This is a genomic window from Persicirhabdus sediminis, from assembly GCF_016595495.1.
GTDB lineage: Bacteria > Verrucomicrobiota > Verrucomicrobiia > Verrucomicrobiales > Akkermansiaceae > Persicirhabdus > Persicirhabdus sediminis.
The window spans coordinates 255,037-278,786 of sequence record NZ_JAENIM010000009.1 but is presented as its reverse complement, the minus strand read 5'-3'; the positions used below and the strand labels follow the sequence as shown (position 1 = coordinate 278,786).

Sequence of the window (23,750 nt, the reverse complement as noted above, 5' to 3'; positions counted from 1 at the left end):
ATTCAAGTTTCAAGTTGTCAGTTTCAAGTAACTAGCAAACTAAAACAAAGAACCCAGCTAACGCTCTTAACCAAAACCAAAAAGCAATCGTAACAAATACTCCAGCCAGCTAAGGCCAATAGAAATCGACTGACCCCAAGCTCAGCATCAAGACCACTTGAAACTGAAAACTTGAAACTAGTCACTCGATTTCTGGTGACCATAGCACGGTGGAACCACCCGGTCCCATTCCGAACCCGGAAGTGAAACATTGTTGCGCCGATGGTAGTGTGGCGATAGGCCATGTGAGAGTAGGTCGTTGCCAGGTTTATATGCCCTTACTAAGTGAAAGCTTAGTAAGGGCTTTTTTGTGCCCCGCTGCGCGGGAGTGATCAGTGGGAAAAAGTGCGCAGTGAGCAGTGAGCAGTGCAGGTAAGGCCTGCGGCCTGAAAGTACGGGCTGCGCCCTAAGGTGCGCTTCGCTACAGGTGGAAGGTTCGCTGCGCTGCAAGTATAAGGTGCGCTCTCAAGCTCGCTGCAAGTACGGCCTGCGGCCTGAAAGTGCGCTTCGCTGTAGGTGCTAGTGTTCCAAGCTTTGTAGCTGGGCGAATGCGTTTAGAGTGCGCGTGCTTTAGCACCGCTTTTAGCTTCTAGCTGGATCGACTTATTCTGCGGTTCTCTTAACCAGTTCTTTGCAGCCAGTTCATTTCAGCCAGTTCATTTCAGCCAGTTCATTTCAGCCAGTTCATTTCAGCCAGTTTTACACTGCCGGCTTTTAGTAGCCAGCTGACGGTTCGTCGGGCGGCTTCTTATTTAGAATTTAGCCACTAGCAGTAAGAGGGATATTTTACGCTAGGGATTTTTATGGCGCAATGAAACGAGCGTGTTAGTTTTTGCTTATATGAAATCTTATCTGTATATTTTCTATCTCTGCATTTGTTCCTTAGCCTGTGCCAATACAGATTCGCGTAGCTGGGCGACTGCTGAAGGGGAGAAGTTTTTTGCCGAGCTGGTTAGTTATAAGGTAGAGACTGGTGAGGTGGTCTTGAAAATCAATGATAAGGAGGACGTGAAATACCACTTTGATGACTTTGGCATTGTTGATAAAGCGTGGCTGGTAGAATGGGGCGAACAGGGAGATTTGATAGACGCTCAGGTTGCTGAGTTAGGTGGTCGATTTGAGCACATCGTAACGGAAGGCCAATATCCAACAGATCTCTTTATTTATTATCCATCCGCGCATGCTAAGTTGGCGGCTGATGATGCTAAGATGCCTGCAGTGATTTTATTTAATGCTGGAGCGAAGGCATTGCGTCATGTGAAACAACACATTCATGCAGCTGAAGAAGCGGGCATTATTTTGATAGGCGCAGGAAGCTTCCGCAATACTGGTGACGATGACAAACGTGAGGCTGAGATGCTTTTGCGTTTTAGAGAGGTTTTCCCGCAGATCGTTGAAGGGGTTGATTTTGATCACGACCGACTATTCATGGGCGGCAACTCAGGCGGCGCATGGCGAGCATTTCATTACAGTGCGTGGGTTGATTGGCCGTGGGCTGGCATTTATTCTAGCGTGGGCTGGCTGGGAGGAACCAAATATCACGATCTGGATTATTGCGATGATATGCGGGTGGCATTGGTGATTGGCAGCAATGATAGCAATCACTGGTTAGAGCGCGATATTGAGGTATTGCAAAAACACAATGCCGAGGTGGTGGTGATTTCGTTTGAAGGTGGCCACCAAGCTTCACCGGAACATATTAAGACAAAGGCTCTCAAATGGTTAGTTGAAGCTGAGGAGTTCGAAGTCGAATGAATCTGAGTTTAAAACTTCAGTAATCTAAAGGTTTTGTAGAACAGCCTAACTCGCTGTGTAGAGTTTCTTCAGTGTGGCGCGAGTATAGCTGATGGTGATAATTGCCATGACGGTATTAATCCCGACCATGCTCCACCAGAAGCCAGTGAGCTCGACCTCTAGCACACTAACGGCGATGTGGAAGACTATTAATGGTAGCACGATCTTGCGCAGGATAGCTTCAACAAAGCCGTACATTGGGCGCTTGAGGGCTTGCAGGCAGCCGATGTAGATGAAGCCGGCGACGTAGGCCCATTGAATAAAAGCGACGATTCGCACGTAGTCTCGGCCTAGCTGAATGACCTCTTGGTCGTCTGTGAAAATGGTGACTAAGTGGGTGGCAAAAACATACAAGAGCACAGAGGCGGTGGTGATGAGAATCATGCCGTAGCGTGTGCACAGTTGGATGCATTCGCGTACTCGTTCATATTTTCCTGCCCCATTATTTTGACCTACGATGGCGACGACGGCTGAGCCAATGCCAATAGCTGGTAGCAAGGCAATTTGCTCGATTCGAGTGCCGACTCCAAAGGCGGCCACAGTCGCCTCGCCGTAGAATTTTAGGTAGTAAGTGGTGACAAAAAATCCAAGAGCAACTGACATCATATTGAAGCTTGTTGGAATCCCTTGGCGTAAGATTTCACCGTAGACACGCAGCCTAGGGCGAATGTTTTGGACTAGATTTCTCGGTAGGTGACCACGTCTAATCACAACAGATAGAAGGTAGATCCCTCCAATGGCCTGGATCAAAATGGTGGCTAGTGAAATGCCAGTGATGCCCATGGCGGGGAGGCCAAAGCCACCGTAAAGGAACCACGGGTCGAGAATGAGGTTCATAAAAAAACCTATCACCAGCACTCGCCCAAAGGTTTTACTATCACCATGAGCTAGCAGGATTGAGTTGCTCATACTGCTGAGGATGAAAAAGATGGAGCCTAGAAAGAGCGGTCTGATATAGGCTAAGGCTAGGTCCAAATAGCTCCCTGTCGCCCCCAAGATGCGAAACAGCGGCTCAGCTGAGAAGATGCCGACAAGCGTAAGTCCAATGGCGCAGAAAAATCCGAGTGAATAAACCTGCTCTGATAGGGCGGCTTCTTGCTTGTGATCCTGAGAGCCAACTGCGTTAGCTATCAGCGCTGAGGCTCCCCTAGCAATGCCTTCGCTGACCGCGATGATGATGAAGAAAACCGGAAATGAGAGCGCCATCGCCGCTAGCGCTTCCGTGGAAATTTTACCCGCGTAAAACGAGTCCACCACGTTATACATCGTATTGAAGAAAAAGCCGATACTCATCGGCAGTGCAATGCGGCGTATGTGTGAGCTTAGTGGGCCCGAGGTCAGTGAAGTGGAAGCCATTAGATGAAGTACTGGGGCCAGCTTAATTTAGCGCCCCCCATGCGACAAGGGCGGAGTTTTCCTGTGGTGGAGGGAGACTATAGGCGAAACGCAAGCTGGGCTCTTTGGCTTCAGAACAAGATAGAGTCGAATCTACTTTCTTGAGCTAGGGTATTTTTCTAACTTGGCTTCTCTTGGTGGCTTAGCTTGTCCATGAATTTATCAAACCGCCTCTGTCTCGTTTCCGGTTTTTTTGCGCTAGTTAGCCCGTGAGCGATGATGTAGCGGTTTGATTTCGTTAGTGTTTGGAAAAATTGTTTTGCGCTAGGCTTATTCTCAAGTGCTGCGATGAAGTCATCGGGTACTTCTATTTCACTAGTCGCGTAGGCATTGTCCCATCTGCCGTCGGCTTTGGCGGCGCGAATATGTATTAATCCGGGCTCGTGCATTTTCCCTTCGTTTATCAAACGCTCTACATGAGAGCGGTTTCTTTTCGACCAACTACTTTTAGCCTTTCTGGGGGTAATTCGCTGCAGGTAGGCTTGCTCGTCGATTGACTTCTTGATGCCATCGATCCAGCCCCAACAAAGCGCTTCAACGACGATGTCGCTCCATGTCACACTAGCAATGCCTGTTTTCACCTTAAAGACTTTGATCCATAGCTCATTTTCACTTTCGTGATTTTGCTCTAACCATAGCGATAAATCGGCGGAAGATTTGAAGCTTATGATTTTATCTGGATCGGGTTCAGGCATGGGGTGATTGATTTGATTAGCAGAGCTTGTTCATGGAAGAAATTTCATGAAGCACTTGGCGCGCATTTCACTACAGTGCATGGGGCGACTGGCCGTGGGCTGGCATTTACTCAACTGTAGGTTAGTTAGGTGGTCATAAATACTACGATCTCGATTATGCCGACGATATGGGGGTGCCTCTGGTGATCGGTAGTGATGACAATGTTTTGTTAGATTGCGACATTGATGGGCTAGAAAAGTACAAGGCTGAGGTCGCTGTCATCTCCTTAGAAGGCGGCAACTAACCACCACCAGAACACGTTCAGACCAAAGCCCTAAAATGGCCCGTCGAAGCTGAAGCAATTGATGAAGAGTGATATTAGTGATTGGAGTTCGATGAAGTATAACAATCAGCTGTGTTTTGTTTTAATATGAATTGGTATATTTCTTGTGTCACGCGTTTAGCTTCCTCTGTTAAATCATCCCATACTTTTGTAGCCTTGATTGCTCTTTCATTAAATTGAGTTTTATTGGAAACTGTATTGCCCGATTTGAAATTTTTTTGAGAGTTTTTCATTGTGAACCCCTTTGATTTAATAATGTCATCAAGGTATTTGCCGATTGGCCGTTTTTGATATGTAGACCACTTAGCTTTGAATGTACAATCACAGCCTGACTTTGCGTATGTGGAGAGTATTCGACCTAGAACAATGTCTGAATGCAAATTTTCTGTTTCTTTGCAATTTAACCTGATGAACCTCTCTTCAAGTTTATTACTGAGAGAGTCTAGTCTTTCGGCTTTTGCCCCCTTAGTAGCATTATCATCATCAGCTATAAGCATGACTGTGCCGCATAGCCTTTCAACGTTGATTGGATTTTTATCTAAATCCAACCAGGACCAATGTGTAATGTTTGCTCCTCCGTATTCTACAAACGAATAATGTTTGCCTTCGTATAGAGCAACAGGTTTAGTTGTTTTAGATAAGTGGTTATGATAGAGTGATAAATAGTGTTGAAATAAGTGTCTATCAGTTACCCCTTCAACCCAGATTGTACAGTTAGAAAGAAATAGAGATGAATTGATGACGCCTAGGTCTGCTAGCACGGATTTGTTGCCATCTGCTAAAGGAGTGATCTGAGTATAAGCCCTCACTGATGAATCATCGTGAGTGTAGTTTTTATTAATTTTATATAGAGATATATCTTCTTCATCAAACAAGGACTCAAGGAAATGATTTGAATGGGTGGTTAAAAAGAATTGAGCGTTTGGAATATCCATTAGAGCTTTAATCAGTTGTCTTTGTAGACCTGGGTGCAAGTTGAGTTCAGGCTCTTCTATGCCGATAAAATAGAAGTCAGATTGATGTAGCTGGGTCAATAGTGGATAGAGGATTGCTATCATTGCTTGGATTCCATCTCCTAGCATATGAATAGGCATATCTTCACCTTTTCCGATTTTTACATGTAATACACCTTTGAGTGAGGCTCTTGGGGTTAGTTCCACTTCGGCCCCTTCAAAAAAATGCTGGCTGAGAAATTCTTCAAATTTTCGAGCTTTTAAGCGCTCGTGATGGGAACCCAAAAGCAAGCGACGGATATCATAATAGATGTTTAAACCTGTGTAGATAGATATGTCTGAGGATTTTAATTCCCGGTAATCTCGTAAAGTTGTATTTTTGTAAAAATCTAATAAATTTTCAAGGTCACGTTCATTAGCCTCTCCAAATAATGAATTCACTCGATTACTTAATGGAATACTTACTTGTTCATCTTTCATAGTTAGTCCAAGAGCTGTATTCAAGTCACTTGCATTCATTAATGGCCTCAGGCCTCTTAGGAGAGGTATGTAGACGTATTTTATGTTATTAATGTCACTAATTTGATTTGATTGTATATGACTGGATAAAGATTGCGTGCATGATCTTCCCTCGTTTATGAAGCGGTTGATTTCATTCTCAGGCAGAGACTGACCACCTAAACAAAGTTTATTGATGAATTGTTGGTATAAATAATCAGCTAAAAAGTGATCTTTAAGTGTTGATCCTGTTATAGACGACTGAGCGCAATAATTTAGCCAAGCATCTTCAGGGGCATTTCCATTTTGAGTGTCGTTTTCTTTATGCAACCACGAGCTAAATTTATTAGCTGATTGATTGTTAGGTTCGATGTATTGGGAGAAAGCAGTGTTGATAATAGAGAGTTCGCGTTGAGTGAGATCAACTTTCTGAAAATGCTTAAATTTTCCCTGTAAAACTCGTCGAAGTAGACGGCTTTTCCCTGAATTGTTTGGACCAACGAGTATGTTGATTTTTGAAAGGTTAGGTACACAGACAGGTGTTTTGTTGGTTTTTTTGTCTGGGGGAATATATTCGTTTGCTGTGTCCTGGTCGAAGATGAGATGTTTTATCTGACGGGATTTTATGGTTTCGGTGGTCATATCTAATGCTTGTTTTTGTATATTTAGATTCAACACGGCTAACCACTTTGTATAGCATTTATTAAAGCTAATTTGATAGGGATCCTTATGAATCTATTGTTGCGATTTTTTCTAAAAAACCCTTGCAGCTGGCGGTTTGCAGCTTAGATTTTGGCCAGCGAAATAGCTGAAATTATGTCAAAAGAAACACAATCATTCCAAGCTGAAGTACGTCAGTTGCTCGACATCGTGATTCACTCGATTTACACGGACAAAGAGATCTTTGTACGTGAGTTGGTATCGAATGCATCGGATGCGCTTGAGAAACTGCGTTTGCTGCAGCTGAAGGATAACAACATCTATCAGGCTGATCTGCCATTGGAGATCAATATCACAACCGATGAGGAGAATAATACGCTAACGATTGCTGATCATGGTATTGGCATGACTCACGCTGAGCTGGTGCAGAACCTGGGCACGATTGCACATTCTGGCACTAAGGCATTTCTTGAGCAGATCAAAGAACAGGGCGAGAACAACGCCGACGTGATTGGTAAGTTTGGTGTTGGTTTTTACAGCTCATTCATGGCTGCTAGTGAAGTGGAAGTTTTCACTCGTTCATCAGATCCAGCTGCGGATGGTCACGTATGGACCAGTGATGGTGCTAGCGGTTATAGCATCGACGATGCGGCTGACGCTGAGCGTGGCTCTAAGATGGTGCTCAAGCTGAAGGAAGGCATGGAGGAGTTTGCCAAGGCTGACCGCATCAAAGCGATCCTTGAAAAATATTCTAACTTCGTCTCATTCCCAATCAACCTGAATGGCGAGCGCGTCAACACAGTGGAGGCGATCTGGCTGAAGTCTAAGAAAGACGTCACCGAAGAGCAGTACGAAGAATTCTATAAATTTGTAGCGCACGCGTGGGACAAACCACGTGGCACCATGCACTTCTCAGCTGACGCGCCACTTTCTATCCACGCGCTGTTATTTATTCCTGAGGAAAACCAAGAGCAGTTTGGCATGGGGCAGATGGAAGCTGGTGTTTCTCTCTACTGCCGCAAGGTGCTGATTGATTCTAAGCCGGAGAAATTGCTGCCAGATTGGCTGCGATTCCTACGTGGTGTGATCGACAGCGAAGACCTGCCGCTGAGCATTTCTCGCGAAGCCATGCAGGACAGTGCGCTGATCAAGAAGCTGAATACGCTGATCACTAAGCGATTCCTCAAGTTCCTAGATAGACAGGCAAAAAATGAGACTGAGAAGTACCTCGAGTTCTATCAGAAGTTCAGCCGCTTCCTCAAGGAAGGTATCGCAACAAGTCCTGAGCACCAGGAGCAGCTGGTATCATTGCTGCGCTTCGAGAGCTCAATGAGCGACGGTGAGAAGTCTAGCTTTGCTGAGTACATCGACCGCGCTAAAGATGGTCAGGAAGAAATTTACTACCTGCTAGGCAGCTCAAAAGATGCTATCGAGCAAGGACCATACCTTGAGGCATTCAAGGCACGTGGCATTGAAGTGGCTTACTTCACTGAGCCGGTTGACCAGTACGTTCTCGACTCAATCTTTGAGTTTAAAGGTAAGAAGTTTGTTGCTGCTAACAGCTCAGACATCGAGCTGGAAGATGTAGTCAGCGAAGGTGAAGCACTGAGCGAAGCTGACGAGACTAAACTGAAAGATTGGCTGAAGAGCACACTGGGTGAGCGCATTGAAAATGTGAACAGCAGTGGTCGTCTGGTAGATAGCCCAGTAGCTGCGCTGACACCTAAGGAGGCTCCTAACGCACAAATGCGCGCGATGATGCAAGCGATGGGCCAGCCAATGCCTGAGAGCAAGGTGGAGCTGGAAATTAACCCACGTCACAGCGTGATCCACGGTCTAGCAAAGCTAGCTGAAAGCGATAGCGAAACTGCTGAGTTGGTAGCCCAACAGCTGACCGATAACGCGATGCTGGCAGCTGGTCTGCTAGACAATACTCACGAAATGACTGAGCGCATCAACAAGCTGCTTGAGAAAGTGGTGCAGAAGTAGTCGATTTTATTTTCTAAGTTAGGCTTACTGGCTGACTTAAAATTCTAGGGCGTCTGAGGGAAACTTCAGGCGTCTTTTTTTGTCGAAATCTCAAGCTGTTTGTGTTATTTTTCCAAGCGTTTAGTTGTTTTAATTATCATTATTGGTAATCTTTGTATTGAAATTTGCAATGATAAGCTGTGTTTTTCTAGTATTTCTGGCTTACCTTATTGGCATGAATTTAAGCTTTAGAGAACGTGCTTGTGTCTGGTTCATACTGCTAGCGCCATTGGGCCAGCTAGCAGCTGCGCCTGAAGAGCTCTTGATCAATGGAGATTTTGAAATTGGCCTTGCCGAAGATAGAGATGCTCCGCATTTCATCTGCGAGGGGTGGAGACGGCAGCTATGGAAGCCGGAGACACGCAAGTCGTGGTTGACTAGTGGGGAATTCGACACGCGATTGGCTAAAGACAATAAGGCTATTGTCATTACCTGGGACGCCACTTATGTCTATCAGAATTTCAGTGTCGTTGCTGGCGAAGACTATCAGTTCTCGGTAGATTTCATGAATGCTGATAGCCAGGATTCGAGATGGGAGCCAGCTATCAGAGTGGTTTGGTTTGATGGTGATAATAATTCGTTAGGTGCCCGCCAAGTGGTGGCAAAAGCGGATAATTTAGCTGTACCCGTGCAGCAATGGCACAACCTTTCTGGTACCGCTGTAGCGCCAGATGGAGCCAGTTATGGGCAAATTCAGCTAGGAACAGAAGTGCGCGGTGAAGGCCCTGTATTTCAGCGCCATTTTATTGATAATGCCTCAGTGGCTGGAATACGTGGTGATGGGAATCTGCCAGTTAGTTTTGTTTCGCACCCGTATACTATGCGCTGGGATGATGTGATGGAGCTTGATACATTCAGTGGTTCTCTGAATGATTGGGCCGAGGATCCAGACGGTGATAAATTGACATTTAAAAAACTAGCTGGCCCTAGTTGGTTAGAGTTGCAGCCTGATGGCAGTTTTTCAGGTGAACCTAAATTCACTGATAGAGGTGATAATGAATTTGTGTTCCAAGCTGATGACGGCAGAGGTAGTGTGGCTACGGGCACTTTTATCCTGCCCGTGAAGGGGCTACTTAGTTTTGACCATTTGTTTAGCGACAATATGATATTGCAGCGCGACCGTGAGATTCCTGTTTGGGGGACCTCGTTACCAGCTAGCGAGGTGACGGTGCAATTTGCGAACGGTGAGAAAATTCAGACCAAAGCTGATAGCAAGGGGTCTTGGTCGGTCACTCTACCAGCTCAGCCTATCAACCAAGGTAGTGAGTTGAAGCTAACAAGTAGCGGCCGTGAATTGGTACTTACTAATGTGAAGGTGGGAGATGTGTGGTTTTGCTCTGGTCAGTCTAATATGCAGTGGGGCCTGGCTAACACCGATGGTGGACCTGAGGCGATCAGTAATGCCCAGCATAACGATTTACATTTCGTGCAGACACCGAAAGGTCTGAGTGGAATGAAAAAGGAGGAGCTAGAGTTTCAAGCTGAATGGTTAGTAGCTAGCCCTGACAATTTGAATAACTTCTCGGCTACTGCATACTACTTTGGGCGTATGGTGCAGAACCAGCTAGATATTCCTATTGGTCTGATTCATTCAAGCATTGGAGGCACGCAGATAGAAAACTGGGCGCCAAGTCTAACTCCAGAGGGGACTCAGATTTATTATAATGCGATGGTGCACCCGTATACCAAAATGCCGATTGCGGGTATGATTTGGTATCAGGGCGAGGCGAACTTAAATGATGGTGAGCACTATGTAGATAAGATGCAGACCCTAGCTAATGACTGGCGCCAAGTGTGGGGTGGTGATTCTTTCCCGCTGTATTTTGTCCAGATCGCGCCTTATAGCTATAATCGTGGTGCTGATTTACTGCCGGAGCTTTGGTTAGCTCAAGCAAAGGCAGCTGAGGTGATAGAGAATTCATCAATGGTTGTTATTAATGATGTTGGAGACATAAATGATATCCACCCATTAAACAAGAAGCCCGTTGGTGAGCGGTTAGCTCAGGTGGCATTGAAAAATCACTACGGACAAAAAGATGTCTGCGCAAGCGGCCCTGTAGCGCTGAGTGCTCATAGGCTGAAAGGCAATGTTGTTGTCCAGTTCAGCGAGGTGGCTGACGGACTAAGCACGCGTGACGGTAAGCAGCCAGATTGGTTTGAGCTAGCTGGCGCTGATGGTAATTTCTCTCTAGCAAAAGCAAAAATTGAGGGGGATTGTGTGGTGCTCTCAGCTGAAGGAGTTGAGTCACCTGAGTGGGTGCGCTTTGCTTGGAGTGAGCGAGCGGAACCTAATTTGGTGAATTCTGAAATGTGGCCAACAAGCGCATTCAAACTGCAAGTGAAATAACTAGCTAGAAACTTAATCAAGGGCATCCACTGCTAGTGGATGCCTTTTTGTTTACTTGCGGCCAGTACTCAGCCTTTTTCTGTAATCGCGAGGTGTACTGCCGTAGTTTTTGAGGAACTGACGATTGAAGTTAGAAAGGTCGCTGAATCCGCAATCAAAAGCAATTCCAGTGATAGTATCATTATTTTCTAGCAATAATCTAGCGGCATGGCTGAGCCTGAGCTCGATGAGGTATTGTTGGAAAGTACGGCGGAAACATTTACGGAAGAAGCGGCTGAACGAATTTGGGTGCAGGCCAGCTATTTTGGCGACTTCAGCGAGTTTGATTGGCTCTGGCCAATGTTGGTTGAGGTAGTTGATGACCTTTTCCTGTCTATCAAGTTCTTTTGGGCTGCTAGGTGCGTTGTAGCTTAAGCTAGCTAGACATTTAGACTCCTCATCTTCGCTTAGAAGTTCCAGCAGTTCGATGAGCGCACAGATGCGAGCTGGGCCAGCACCGACACGGTTGGCGCGCGCGAGGATCTTTTTAGCCTTTTCTTCAACATCATTTGAGAATGTCATGCCACGCTTGGCGCGTTCTAGCATCGCGGCAATTTTTGCCATCTCGGGGATTTTGAGAAAATCAGTGCCGAGTGCTTGGGCTTTGAATTGCAGACAGTAAGATTTCACTGTGTCATCACCAACTTGTGTATACATGTGTGGCAGCCCACTACCTATCAGGACAAAATCACCCTTGCCAAAATCAGATTGAAAATCGCCTATCAACCGTTGACCTCTACCTGATTGAATATGGACGATTTCAATTTCAGGATGATAGTGATAGGGACAGACGAGCTTATCAGTGATGACTTGGAAGCACTGAAATGATTCTTCTGATTTGATGATAATGTCCTCTTGGCTGGCTTTCATAGCGGCTAGGAATGGGTGGGCGGCTGTTTCTTTACAGGTCTAATTGGTAAAGCTCTGTAAATTATAGATTATATTAAGTTAACAAAGTCCACTATCAAGCTAATATATTCCTTGTGAAGACTTAGAGCTTTAATCGATTATGTAAGGTGTTGGATTATACAGAGTAACATTTGATAATGATGTCTGCATCTAGGTGGGCACTAGCAGAATGTCCAGCTGTTTGTTTGATCGAAGCTTGTCTAATAGTGCTAGGTGACTGTAGAATCTGACCGCTGACCGATCATATAGTCACCCCAGCTAATTATGGAAAAATATTCTCTGAGCAACGAAGAATTCTATCAGGATGTGCGATCGCTGGGAAAGTATTTCACGCGTGCTGAGGATGAAGAGGATAGTGAGGATAACTATCCTGTCTATCAGCGGGTGCGCTCTGCCACAGATCGCTACCAAATGGACCAGGCCATTGCGCGCGGGGGAGCGAAGATCATCAGCAAAGCGTACGACCTGCGTACTTCGCGGCCTATCGCGATGGCTAATTTGATCGATTCCGATTCTTATGCCAAAGGTGAGAAATTTTTGAGTGAAGCATTTGTAACAGCTTCCTTAGAGCACCCTAACATCGTACCTGTTTACGATGCAGGTATCTCAGAACAGGGAAAGCCGTTTTTTGTAATGAAGCTCATTGAGGGCTCAACTGTTGAGGAGATGATTTTGCGAATCAAATCTGAGGGAGAGCCAGGTGACTACAGTTTACAAAAAGTCTTGGATATCTTCCTCAAGGTCTGTGATGCCATTGAATACGCGCATTCTAAAGGCGTTGTCCACTTAGACCTAAAACCAGCTAACATCCAGATTGGTCCATATGGTGAGGTTCTTGTTTGTGACTGGGGAATCGCGCGACTGCTAGAAGACGTAGATGAAGACACCAAGGAGCGCCGATCGTTAGATCCGATTATGCTCAACGATTACACCTTAGACGGGGTGATCAAAGGTTCTCCTGGCTATATTGCTCCTGAGCAAGTGGATTCTAGCTATGGAAATAAAGATGAGCAGACTGATATATATGCATTGGGCGCGTTGTTATACTTTTTGTTAGCATTCAGGCCTCCTGTAAAATCGCGTAATTCTAAGGCGAGTCTAATCGCCACCTTAGAAGGTAGAGTGCGCAACCTTAGCGAACGAAAGAATCCGTATTTTAAGATTCCTGAAGCCATAGCTGCGATTGCGATGAAGGCCTTAAAGTTAGACCCAGAGCAACGTTACGAGAGTGTGAGCGAAATGCGTTCAGACATCGAGAAGTGGCGTGAAGGTTACGCTACCAGTGCTGAGCAGGCTGGCTTCATGCGTTCTTTAGTTTTGCTATTTCAGCGCCATCAATTGGTGGGTAGTTTGATTTTGGTTTTTAGTTTTATCTTGGCTGTATCGATCACTCAGTTAGTTCATAGTGAACGGCTGGCGTCGCATAGTGCATCGCTAGCGGCAAGGAACGAAGCGCGAGCAAACCTCAATGAGAAACGCGCCCTAGATGCACTTAGGTTGTATGAATTAGAGCGCTTGGAGCGTGAGAAAATGGCCTCTGAAGCGGCGCCAGCTTTGATGCGCGAGGGGATTGATAGAATGTGCGCTGGCAGCTTAATGGATGCAAAAGAGTTGCTAGAAGAGGCTGTAGATAGAGATTCTGGTCTCACTTATGCTTATTATAATTTGGCTCTAATTGCCTTAGCCGAGTTAGAGTTTTACTTAGCTGATGAATACTTGAAAATTTACCAAGAGCACAGTGGTGAAGATGTTACTGAGTTACGCGAGATTTCTCAGCTGTATTCTCGTGTGAAGAAGGCGAAGCGAACATGGAGCGTGGAAGACCTTAAAAGTTTGATTGTAGAAATCAACGACCCGGAAATTACCTCATTAATAGCGGCTAACTTTTACCGAGATGAGCCGGCGCTTAATGATGTCAGGAAGGTGTTTGGCCTTATTACGCGACAAGCTAACCGCTCAGAGCATGGATGGCATTACAGTTTAACGAGAAACTCGCGCGGGTATTCATTGTCATTAAATGGACATAAGAAAGTGAATAAACTGACTTCGCTACGAGGCCTCTATTTTGAAAAGTTAGATCTATCAGAGATGCGGGCGCTGCATGGTGACGAGTTCCGCTACCTCAGTGCGAAGGATATTAACATCATTGGCACGCTCGTTAGTGATCTGAGCAAAGTCTTGAATGTTGAAGGGCTTGTTTCAGTAGAAATAGCCATTGATCAGTATGAGCATATACAAGACAGGCAGGTGGGCGATGTACGCATCATCAGACGCTGATCGCCTGAGCTTAATCTAGCTGCGCACAGAGTTGCTGAATTTCTTCAGCCAGTTTGGTAGTCATGCGCTTTTGATAGACATAAACGGTATTGACAGGGATGCCCATTTTTATGCTGATTTCCTTTGCGCTGACGCCATCTTCTCGTGCGAGGAATACTTCGACCATCTTTTCTGAAACGCTATTTTTCAGGTTTCTTAAAGCCATGTTAACGATGTAATTCTCCCATTCACGTTCAGCAATTTTCTCAAGATCGGGCAGGCTGTCTTCCTTGTAATACTGCCAGTGCTGGCTTGCATAGGCTTTCTCTAATCGTGATTGCTGCTGTTGGATCTTTCTAAAATGATCCATCACGCAGTTTCTTGTCACTTGGCACAGCCACGAGCGAAACCGTTGATTGCGGTTGTAGTGGAATTCAGGAAGTTTCTTCCACAGTTTGACGAGCACTTGTTGGACAATTTCCTCAGCATCGTGGTGATCGAGGTTCGTGCTGCGGCAAACTAGATAGATGTATTTCTCGTAGTAGAAAACAAATTCTTTCCAGGCCGATTCATCGTTCTGGTTGGATACTTTTTGCAGCAATGTATGCCTTGTATTTAAAGAATTGTCGGCCACTTTATATAAATGTTGGGTACTTGACTGAAATCAGACTAATCGCACATGCGGGCTGATATCAATGGCATTTAGTAAAAAATGTATATTTTTGTTAGTTTTGCGCCAAGTTTGCAGCCGATTATTTTTAAATGCTCGGATCTTGAGACGCTCATTCTACTACGGCTGTAGGCCCAGCTGTAGTAATCTAGGAGGATGTTTTGTTAGCTTCTATTTTTTGATGTCGAAGCCGTCGAGTTTGGGCAAGAAGAGAGTTTCAGAGAGATTGCTAGAATGCTTACTAGATCTGAAGTGGGCGCGTAGACTGGATTTGTCCTTTTTATGAAATTCTATAGCTAACAAGTCGTTAGCATTGCGGTCGAGGTAAACAATGATCCAAGGGATAGATTTTCTGAGAGCTGAGCTGTTGGGCTGTAGCGTGACAGTATATACATTTCCCGATTGGCTGCTAGATACGACATTGAAGTATTTATTGAGGTGCTCAATGTCATCGGGGATAGATTGCCAGAGAATAGAATATTTCTGCGACAACTTGGATTCTTTACTGAGTATTTGGAATGATTTTGCCGTTTGGTCGATGACCATAAACCCTTCAGGATTGCGGATAATCTGCTTGTTGACTGGCGAGCCAATATCCCAGCGGAAAAACTCGGGGCGGTCTACCCATGCGCGGCACGGCTGGCTCGTTACCAGTAGTCCTTTGGAATCATATTTTTCTAGTGTGATGTTGATTTCACCAGTTTTTATTTGAGCCTGTTCGGCTAGCCAATTTTCTAATGGCGCAGTATCTACAGGGCTTGCTAGGGATAGGCTGATTGTGGCTAACCAGCCGATGGCTATGTGAGAGAATAGTTTCATGCTAGATGGAATTATTTTTTGTTGGCTTCAGGTTTACCTTTTGGTTCGGCTGGAGGTGGTGGATCGAGGATATTGAGCGTAGCAGTGATTGCCTTTGCTTCGGGGATGTCATCAAATAAAGGTAAATTTTCTTTGAGAATTTCTATGGCGGCATCTTTATTTCCCTCTTGTCGCTGGATGTCGGCCTGCAAGAGGACTTGGCGAATTTGGTCGGCTGGTTTTAGGTAGGTATTTTGAGCTGAGCTGAAAAAGGCTTGGGCAACTGGAAGCTCGCGGCGTTGTTGATAGAACAGACCGATCGCTTCATAAAATAGGCCGATATTCTTTTCTGCGGCACGGCTGCGCAGTTTTTTCACCAGCACATCAGGAGTCATCTGCCATTCTTCGTGGGCTAACTTGAGAGCTCTATAATAGCGGTCCTCGGCAACAACTTCACCTGATCCACCGATATGAATGAACGGTCGATAGAGTGGATCACCGAGTACAATGTTCTGCCATGATAGAGCGGGGATAGCAGCGTAGGCTGCCTCTACCAGCGTGTAACCTTTCATTAGGCGATCATGTAAGATATCAAAGCGATGTGAGATCGTTAGGTAAGGTTCGTAGACATTGCCAACTGTGGCAGCTGCGCCAGCTTCGAGGATTGGGCCTGACCAGCCAGCATCTTTATTATGCAGGTTAGCGGCACTATATGAGTGAAGGTGCATGGCGACCGCGCCGCGGCGGAAGCGAAAATCTGGGTTGAGTAATGGACCGTTACGTTTGCTAGTATACCAGCCGTAGTAGAGCGCAGCGTCCGTCATCGGGTAGTTGGTGACAAATGTCTGCTTGTTTCTATCCACAACTGTTGGGATGCCAAAGGCATTGTTCTTATGAATGATAGTTTCTAACCACTTATCGCCAGCGTCATAGGCGCCACCTTTTTTAGCAATGTCAACGTAGGCCATTCCCCATAGACCAGTTTTTTCTGTAGCAATGGCATCATCGATCATGCGAATGCAGGTTTGCCAGTTAGGTGCATCAATGCGTCCAACTAGCAGCATGTATGGCAGGCGAGCTTGTGAGAAGCGGATGTTCTTATCGAAATATTTGTTGGAAAGTGGTCCTTCGATGCGGATGCCATCGATACCGAGGATGGCGAGTTCTGAATCAACTGCGGCTTCATTTTGTTGTCCGCTAGGCCCTTTTTTTTGTTTTTCTGGATCAGGGTCTTCATGATAGCGGGCAATCTTGTAGGGCACACCTTTGACGCAGACGAGGACGTCGATTTTACTTTTGGTAGTTACAAAGTTGCCTTTTGGATCGCGGCTTCTCTGCCACCAGCCATTTTTTATCATGAGAGCACGAAGTGGCTTTTCTAAGCTCTCAATGTAGTCTTTGCGCGAGATAGTGCCCTTTGTTGATAGAGGAAGCCCAATGATATTTTCAGCTGGGATGGCTCGTTGTTGGGCGTAGTAATCGGCCAGTTGTTTGGATTTTGGTTCGCTAATGTTATAGAGAATGGCAACTCTAGCGGGATCAATGCCCGCGGTGTCGGCTAGGCAGCATAGCGCTGTCAGGCAGTGGACGATGAAGCAGATTTTGAGGAATTTAGACATGATAAAAGGAATTAAATCTTGAGGCCGTCGTAGGCAATATGGATGTGTGGGGGAAGTTTTGCTTCGAGCTCTGCATAGTCGATAGAGTGTGAGATATGCGTTAGGTAAACTTGTTTGGCGTTGACCTTTTCGGCTGTATCAATGGCTTCTTGTACACCCATATGTGTAGGATGCTCACCTTCTTTGAGGGCGTCAATAATGAGAATGTCGATATTTTCTAGCTGTATGATCGTTTGTGCGGGGATAGATTTCACATCAGAAATATAGGCAATGCTAGCAGCACCAGGGTAGTCAAATCGATAGCCGTGAGTTTCAACCGAAGCGTGGTTAACAAGTAGCGGAGTGATGCGCAGTTGATCTAGCTGAAACGGGCCAGTGAAGCAGATAGGGTCTGGCTTGATGTAGCCGCCGTGAGTATTAGATTTGGCAAATGCCCATGAAAAGACACGCTTGAGCTCGTCAATGCAGGCGTTAGATCCGTACATCGGCAGCGGGTCTTCACGTCTCCAACAAAATGCTCTGAGGTCGTCGAAACCAGTGATGTGGTCTAGGTGGGCGTGAGTGTATAATACCGCGTCAACCTGTCGTAGATTTTCGCGCAGCGCCTGTTCGCGAAGGTCTGGGCCGCTGTCGACCAGTATTTTACCAGCTGGCGTATCCAGATAGACGGATGATCGTGTATGTATATTTCGTGGATCATCCGAAGTACAAACGGGACAATCACAGCCAATGACTGGTACGCCTGTTGAAGTTCCAGTACCTAAAAATGTTAGTGAGAGTGGTGATGGCATGAATGTGACGGTTTTTGATTTGCTTCCCGGCTCAGCTTTGCATAATCCGCAGCAGGTAGCAAAAATAGAATGCTTAGCTTACTTAAAATTCAGAATTTGGCGTTGGTTGACCAGCTTGTTTGGCAGCTCGGAAGTGGATTGATTGGAGTAACCGGTGAAACGGGTGCTGGCAAATCAGTCATTGTTGGTGCGTTGAAGCTAATCTTGGGTGAACGCGCTGAGAAGTCATTAATTCGTCGCGGAGAGAGTTCGCTTACGGTTGAGGCGGTATTTGATCTAGCTAGACCTGAAATGATCAACCGCATCTTGGCTGAAAGTGGCATTGATGCGTGTGATGACGATCAGCTGATTATCAAGCGAACTATCTCAGCGAGCAGTAATAAGCAGTTTATCAATAATTCACCTGCTACTTTATCTGTGCTGAAGAGATTGGGCGAGCATTTGGTAGACCTGCACGGGCCACATGATCATCAGTCATTGTTATCTACTGAACGTCAGTTAGCTATGCTAGATGCCTATGCTGGCGCAGAAAAAGTTTTAGCCAAATATCATAAAGCTTGGCGCGAGTGGCACGCGACTCAGAGTGAGTTAGAGCGAGTAATCGCAGCTGAGCAAGCTAGTGATCAAGAGATTGAGATCCTGCGTCATCAGATTGATGAAATTGACGCGGCGCAGATAGTACCAGCCGAGTATGAGGAATTAGAACATGCATACAAACGCGCTAGTAATGCTTCACGTCTCAATGAGTTGACCACGCAGATCGTTAGTATCTTGAGTGGTAGCGACGAGGCTGTAATGAACCAGCTGGCAGGAGTTCAGCGTCTATCACGCGATCTAGAGCGCATGGATCCAGAGCTTACGGATTTGTTAACTGGCGCAGAAAAAGCAGTTTTTGAGCTGCAGGAAATCGAACTTGGTTTGATGGATTATGCACAGGGGCTGGATGCAGCAAATCTAGCTGAGCTGGAAGAGAGGATCAATTTGCTAGAGTCATTGAAGCGGAAATATGGACCGAGTTTAGAAGACGTGCTCGAGCGCCGAGATAAGGCCGCTAAGAGGTTAGATGAAATTGAAAACCGCGGTGAGAAAATTGACCAGCTAGAACAGAAAGTCGCTGAGCTGCGCAAGCTGATGGAAGACGCTGGTGCTCAGCTGAGTCAGAAGCGCCGCAAAGCTGCACCACGTCTAGCTAAAGAAGTTGGCACTCATCTTAAAGAGTTAGGCTTCAAACAATCTGTATTTGAAGTACCAGTGAAAGCGCAAGAACCACAGTCTAACGGTCTGGAGGGTGTTGATTTTGAGTTTGGTCCTAACCCTGGTGAGCCAGCGATGACATTACGCTCTATCGCTTCTAGCGGTGAGATGTCACGTGTGATGCTGGCGCTGAAGAGCGCATTGGCCGAGCAGGACGCTACGCCTTTGATGGTATTTGATGAAATCGACGCCAATGTGGGTGGTGAGATTGCGCGCTCTGTTGGAGTGAAGATGGCTAAGTTAGGAGCTAGGCATCAGGTGATTGCTATTACGCATTTCCCTCAGGTTGCCGCTGTAGCCAACTCGCACTTCGTCGTTAGGAAGTTAGTCGTCGATGGACGTACAAACTCTGAACTTGTTAATGTGGCTGAAGATAAGCGAGTTGATGAGATCGTGCGTATGCTAGGTACCTCAGGTGATGAGGCGCGGGCAATGGCTGAGCGTTTGCTAGAGATGCAATAAGCGCTGAAGAATAGAAATGAGCACAGCTGGCTTATGCAGTCGCCATAGCTGTGGCTAGGAGAAGGAGTCAAGTTGAGCTCAGCCATATTATTGTGGTTTTGGCCTAGCGTGAGGTGACGGTTATGTTAGCTAGTTTGGCCTCTTGATGAGTCAGTTTTTGGTGGTTTTTATTGTTGGCTACTCATCAATAAGTGGCTGATTTAGAGGTTTAATCAATCGACTGTTCGTGTTTATCATGAACGAATTAAGTGCTAGGTGGATGCGGGGAATCTGTGTTTTCTCTCAGCTAGCGGGGAAACTTCGCATTTCTGGTGAAAAATAATTTAGCCGCCCTGAAAAGTTCATGAGCAATTAGATGGCATTTTGTAGGCTGGTTTTGGTGAATATTGTGCGTTTCTTTATCTGCGCGTTTTGGCTGCTGTGATAATGGATTCATATCAGCGCCGCTGGCTGAATTTGTTTATATTGTGTTGCTCTGGGCGAATATAGTGCTCCTTTTGTTGTTTTAAATTGAGCCCCCCTTTGAATTAGTCAGACACATTTTTTGTTGAAGGTAGGTACAGTGTGGTTACAGTTTTTGTTTAGCTAAACGTTTAGCTTTGTTCTCAGCCATGAGGGCGGCGACGTATTTAAAAAACATTTTCACAAACTAAATGAACCCATAAATGTTATGAAAGTCCACCTGTTTTCTCTAAACCTAGTTAAGAATAGGAATGGCCAGTTGCCATCCCGCGAGCGCGGTTTTGCGCTGATCGCCACGATTGCCGTGATGGCGCTGATGGCAGTTACTGCATTGGCGATGTTAAGCTTAAGTACCGTAGAAGTGCGCTCTTCTAACCACGGCGGAGCAATGGCTGACGCACGAGCGAATGCTAGAATGGCGCTGATGATCGCTCTAGGTGAACTGCAGAAATCTGCAGGTCCAGACCAGCGGGTGACGGCGGAAGGTGATATCGATAGCAGTCCCGGGTTTGGTAAAGCGCACTGGGTAGGTGTGTGGAGCTCAGAGGATGCTGATAGTGATGATGTAGCTGATGGTAGTTTTGAGGGATGGCTGGTTTCTAAAGATGATGATGCACTAGCTAACGGTTATAGTTATGAAGACGTGCAAGCTGCGGCTGCTGACGAGACTGATGACGATTGGGTGGAAATGGTAGGTGAGGGATCGGTTGATGTTAGCGCGGATAGTAAAGCCCAAGTGATGGCGCCGCGGGTGATCATCAATGATGAAAATGGTGAGCAAAGTGGTAGTTATGCATGGTGGGTTGGCGATGAAGGTGTGAAGGCTCGTGTTGATTTACAAAATACTCAAGATGATGTGGACCTCGCCTCACAGAGTTCACCGCGACCAGCGATTGAGGTTATTTCTGGCTTAGACGAGTTAGATTCCGAATCTAATGAAATGGTGAAAATCATTAGCTTGAAATCATTAAGTCAGGTGGAGGGGATGGATCAAGATCTAGTGATTGATCATTTTCACAACCTAACGGCTTCATCTCGCAGTCTGATGACAGACAACCGCAATGGAGGTTTTAAAAAGGATCTGAGCCTTTTGTTTGAGATGACGGATCAGGATTATGAAGACGAAGATCCAGCTGACTACGCCGAGTACGTGAATGCTAATACACCTGTATCTGGCAGTGGCACTGAAGAAAAGGGGCTGTTATTTCGCCACGAGGGCGTGTTTGGGCCAACGATGGATACTTTGCGTAACCAGTATCGGCTTTATAAAGAAAACCAAGGCTCTGCCGAGGAACCATTATTTTCTGCTCGCGCTAGCTATCCTAACAAGACCGAGCTGGGTGCTGATAGCTGGAACCGTACCGCCTGTGTATTATCATGGAAAAACGGCATCACCGGTGATCCAGCCATTGAAGAAAATACCTCCGTTAGATACTGGGGCGGCAACGGTACTTCCCGTCCATCGACACGTCTGCTTCATGGCAACTTAACGCCATATTTGAACCGCGTGATGATGTATGTGAGCGCGGAGGCTGTGAGCACTGGCACACCGGGCAAGTACGATATCCAGCTGAGATTTCAGCCAATTCTGTATATTCACAACCCATACAACGTAGACATTCAAGTGGATGGCATGCGCTACTTAAAAACACTACGTGATGCCAAGCTGTGGGTGATTAAAGATAACAAATTAATCAAAAACCCTAAGATTAGAAGAGGTTTAGGATCTGTAGATTTCCTAACGCTTGTAGCAAACAGTGGCGGCACTATCAGCGAAAATAACGGGGAAGGTGGGCAGGCTGAATTTGTCATCAATGGTCCTATCAACTTTGAGGCTGGTGAGGTAAAGATGTTTGTTCCTAACGGCAAGGTGCCATGGGGGACACAAATGCCAATGGTGCAGTTGGCCAATGGCTTCCAGCCAGACGAGATGGCGATGACTGTTGACCTCAGAGCCCTTGGGGATCCTACCGATGTGGGTATTGCTTCATTGCTAGATCTGGATGCTGACAGCCAGCTGAAGATGTTGTTTACTTGGCAGGAATGGAGTAAACAAGATTTTGAAATCTTGGAGAATGACCGCGGCGGCTACAATACCGTATGGAGTGGGATGACACGTACATTCTTCCCGGCTCCAGCTGACACTAACTATGATTCATTTGATGGTGAGGCAAGTGATGACTGGAATACCATACGTGGGTTGAGAGCATATCCAGTCGGACATTATACGCCTATCAAACCAGTGACGATTGAAGACGTGATGGTGAAGGCTGCGAAATTTGATACACCTGATGAAACTAACAAAGAGAGCGTGCCAGCTTTCATTCATGGGAATCCATTGTGTTCATCTGATAGTAACATGCTGGCAGCGCGAGTTCCTAGACCGGGTGCGAGTCTTTATTCTGCTCATACCTACGGGTTCTATGATCAGCCTGATAACGAATACGAAGCGGTAACGCAGTCTGAGTTAGATGCAGCCGGGGTCAGCACTTGGGGAAGCCATAACGGATCTCAAGGTGAGCGATATTCTACGGTGTTGGCGATTCCTACAGCGCCGATGCAATCTTTAGGTCAGCTGCAGCATACTAATGTGGCTCACCGAGGGCACATGCCAGCGCTGGCAATTGCGAATTCATTTCCTAACTTATCAATGACTTCATTTGATAATCTTGTAGAAGAGGTATCAGGTGAGACGCAATATGACCTCAGCTATCTCTGCAATGAAGCATTATGGGATAGCTATTTCTTCTCATCTATCGGCCCTAAGCCTGACGACTCTAGCTACAGCTCTACCGCCGACCCTAGCTCAGACATGGAGTCTCTGATTGAAGAGGTGTTGGCTGGAGAAGAGCAATTGAATAATATGCGATTTACCATCTCAGGCGATAGCACTACGGCTGAACAGGAGAAGATTGATAGCTTACTTGATTATAAATCCAGCGCGGCCTACCTGTATTTGGATGGTGGGTTTAATGTGAACTCAACAAACATAGAAGCGTGGAAGGCGGTTCTATCGGCTTATCGCGATTCATCTCTGAGAACCGCAGGTGGTGAAGAAGAGTTAGATGATGTAAGTGCCTTTCCGCGAGCTGCTTTTTCAGCAGGTGAGCCGGTGGAAAAGTCGAGAGGTGCTGATGATGATTCGTGGTTGAGCTTTGCTGAGTTAGATGACGATGAAATTGCATCATTGGCTGAAGAAATTGTGGAGGGGATTCGTGATCGTTTCGCCACCAATCCAGGAGAAACGCCGATGACACCTTACCTAACTTTAGGTCAGTTTGTGAATCGAACCCCTAGCAGTAATGATGCTGAGCAGCAGAGCATGGGGCTGATTCAATACGCTCTAGAAGAGTCTGGAATCAACTCATCTATCGAGGATATCGGCATGTTTGAGTCTGATGAACAGGGTTCTGGCAATGCTTATGAAGTGCCTTTCGAAGGCGATGCTGCAGATTATGAAATTCCTTTGGCTGCCTCTAGCCCGAGCTACGTGCTGCAAGGCGACGTGCTGCAGGCCATTGGTGCTTCTATCACAGTTCGCAGTGATACTTTTGTCATTCGTAGTTATGGCTCAGCTGATGATGCTAACGGCAATCTCATCGCTCAAGCCTGGTGTGAAGCTGTAGTGCAGCGCACTGCGGTGCCGGTTGAGCCTGATGCCACCAACCCTATGGAAGTAGCTGATGGAGCAACAAACAAAGCGAGGCGGTTTAAGATCGTTTCATTCCGCTGGCTAAACAAAGATGAAGTGTAATTAG

14 protein-coding genes and 1 rRNA gene are annotated in these 23,750 nt (G+C 46.1%); 7 read left to right on the top strand and 8 right to left on the bottom strand.

All coding sequences use genetic code 11. The features are described from left to right. The first annotated feature begins 191 nt into the window (after window positions 1-191). A 5S ribosomal RNA gene (gene rrf, locus JIN82_RS02295) occupies window positions 192-307 on the top strand. A 572-nt stretch (window positions 308-879) separates the two neighbouring features. Beyond that, on the top strand, window positions 880-1,794 hold the full coding sequence (locus JIN82_RS02290) for an alpha/beta hydrolase (protein WP_200310014.1): 915 nt from the start codon (window positions 880-882) through the stop codon (window positions 1,792-1,794). A gap of 45 nt (window positions 1,795-1,839) precedes the next feature. On the opposite strand, the gene JIN82_RS02285 is transcribed toward JIN82_RS02290, so the two are convergent. The 3 genes from JIN82_RS02285 to JIN82_RS02275 form a co-directional block, all read right to left on the bottom strand. After that, a complete protein-coding gene (locus JIN82_RS02285) occupies window positions 1,840-3,189 on the bottom strand; it encodes an MATE family efflux transporter (RefSeq protein ID WP_200310013.1) in 1,350 nt (449 codons plus the stop codon). Window positions 3,190-3,347: 158 nt separating this feature from the next. Next, a complete protein-coding gene (locus JIN82_RS02280) occupies window positions 3,348-3,923 on the bottom strand; it encodes a YdeI/OmpD-associated family protein (protein WP_200310012.1) in 576 nt (191 codons plus the stop codon). A 358-nt stretch (window positions 3,924-4,281) separates the two neighbouring features. Further along, entirely contained in the window at window positions 4,282-6,375 is a 2,094-nt protein-coding gene (locus JIN82_RS02275) for an ATP-dependent nuclease (protein WP_200310011.1), read from the bottom strand. Window positions 6,376-6,513: 138 nt separating this feature from the next. Between JIN82_RS02275 and htpG the strand changes: the two genes are divergently transcribed. Continuing rightward, window positions 6,514-8,346: a molecular chaperone HtpG gene (htpG, locus tag JIN82_RS02270; RefSeq protein WP_200310010.1), complete on the top strand. Its 1,833-nt coding sequence runs from the start codon at window positions 6,514-6,516 to the stop codon at window positions 8,344-8,346. Window positions 8,347-8,560: 214 nt separating this feature from the next. Further along, on the top strand, window positions 8,561-10,732 hold the full coding sequence (locus tag JIN82_RS02265; RefSeq protein ID WP_200310009.1) for a sialate O-acetylesterase: 2,172 nt from the start codon (window positions 8,561-8,563) through the stop codon (window positions 10,730-10,732). Between the two features lie 51 nt (window positions 10,733-10,783). Here the strand turns inward: JIN82_RS02265 and JIN82_RS02260 are convergent, their stop codons facing one another. Next, window positions 10,784-11,641: an AraC family transcriptional regulator gene (locus JIN82_RS02260; protein ID WP_200310008.1), complete on the bottom strand. Its 858-nt coding sequence runs from the start codon at window positions 11,639-11,641 to the stop codon at window positions 10,784-10,786. A 303-nt stretch (window positions 11,642-11,944) separates the two neighbouring features. Between JIN82_RS02260 and JIN82_RS02255 the strand changes: the two genes are divergently transcribed. Beyond that, the gene (locus JIN82_RS02255) at window positions 11,945-13,957 is read left to right on the top strand and encodes a serine/threonine-protein kinase (protein ID WP_200310007.1); all 2,013 of its coding nucleotides are present in this window, start codon (window positions 11,945-11,947) and stop codon (window positions 13,955-13,957) included. 10 nt (window positions 13,958-13,967) lie between these two features. Here the strand turns inward: JIN82_RS02255 and JIN82_RS02250 are convergent, their stop codons facing one another. The 4 genes from JIN82_RS02250 to JIN82_RS02235 form a co-directional block, all read right to left on the bottom strand. Continuing rightward, the gene (locus tag JIN82_RS02250; protein WP_200310006.1) at window positions 13,968-14,570 is read right to left on the bottom strand and encodes an RNA polymerase sigma factor; all 603 of its coding nucleotides are present in this window, start codon (window positions 14,568-14,570) and stop codon (window positions 13,968-13,970) included. 207 nt (window positions 14,571-14,777) lie between these two features. Beyond that, entirely contained in the window at window positions 14,778-15,425 is a 648-nt protein-coding gene (locus tag JIN82_RS02245) for a LolA family protein (protein ID WP_200310005.1), read from the bottom strand. Between the two features lie 11 nt (window positions 15,426-15,436). Then, on the bottom strand, window positions 15,437-17,023 hold the full coding sequence (locus JIN82_RS02240) for a TIGR03790 family protein (RefSeq protein ID WP_200310004.1): 1,587 nt from the start codon (window positions 17,021-17,023) through the stop codon (window positions 15,437-15,439). 11 nt (window positions 17,024-17,034) lie between these two features. Beyond that, entirely contained in the window at window positions 17,035-17,814 is a 780-nt protein-coding gene (locus tag JIN82_RS02235; protein WP_200310003.1) for an MBL fold metallo-hydrolase, read from the bottom strand. Window positions 17,815-17,883: 69 nt separating this feature from the next. On the opposite strand from JIN82_RS02235, the gene recN reads away from it, so the two are divergent. Then, window positions 17,884-19,530, top strand: a complete 1,647-nt coding sequence (gene recN, locus JIN82_RS02230) for a DNA repair protein RecN (protein WP_200310002.1) — start codon at window positions 17,884-17,886, stop codon at window positions 19,528-19,530. A gap of 670 nt (window positions 19,531-20,200) precedes the next feature. After that, a complete protein-coding gene (locus tag JIN82_RS02225) occupies window positions 20,201-23,746 on the top strand; it encodes a hypothetical protein (protein WP_200310001.1) in 3,546 nt (1,181 codons plus the stop codon). Window positions 23,747-23,750 lie beyond the last annotated feature (4 nt).

Coding starts and splice junctions, on each gene's coding strand:
- JIN82_RS02290 (WP_200310014.1), top strand. CDS start 880: ATGAAATCTTATCTGTATATTTTCTATCTCTGCATTTGTTCCTTAGCC.
- JIN82_RS02285 (WP_200310013.1), bottom strand. CDS start 3,189: ATGGCTTCCACTTCACTGACCTCGGGCCCACTAAGCTCACACATACGC.
- JIN82_RS02280 (WP_200310012.1), bottom strand. CDS start 3,923: ATGCCTGAACCCGATCCAGATAAAATCATAAGCTTCAAATCTTCCGCC.
- htpG (WP_200310010.1), top strand. CDS start 6,514: ATGTCAAAAGAAACACAATCATTCCAAGCTGAAGTACGTCAGTTGCTC.
- JIN82_RS02265 (WP_200310009.1), top strand. CDS start 8,561: ATGAATTTAAGCTTTAGAGAACGTGCTTGTGTCTGGTTCATACTGCTA.
- JIN82_RS02260 (WP_200310008.1), bottom strand. CDS start 11,641: ATGAAAGCCAGCCAAGAGGACATTATCATCAAATCAGAAGAATCATTT.
- JIN82_RS02255 (WP_200310007.1), top strand. CDS start 11,945: ATGGAAAAATATTCTCTGAGCAACGAAGAATTCTATCAGGATGTGCGA.
- JIN82_RS02245 (WP_200310005.1), bottom strand. CDS start 15,425: ATGAAACTATTCTCTCACATAGCCATCGGCTGGTTAGCCACAATCAGC.
- JIN82_RS02240 (WP_200310004.1), bottom strand. CDS start 17,023: ATGTCTAAATTCCTCAAAATCTGCTTCATCGTCCACTGCCTGACAGCG.
- JIN82_RS02235 (WP_200310003.1), bottom strand. CDS start 17,814: ATGCCATCACCACTCTCACTAACATTTTTAGGTACTGGAACTTCAACA.
- recN (WP_200310002.1), top strand. CDS start 17,884: ATGCTTAGCTTACTTAAAATTCAGAATTTGGCGTTGGTTGACCAGCTT.
- JIN82_RS02225 (WP_200310001.1), top strand. CDS start 20,201: ATGAAAGTCCACCTGTTTTCTCTAAACCTAGTTAAGAATAGGAATGGC.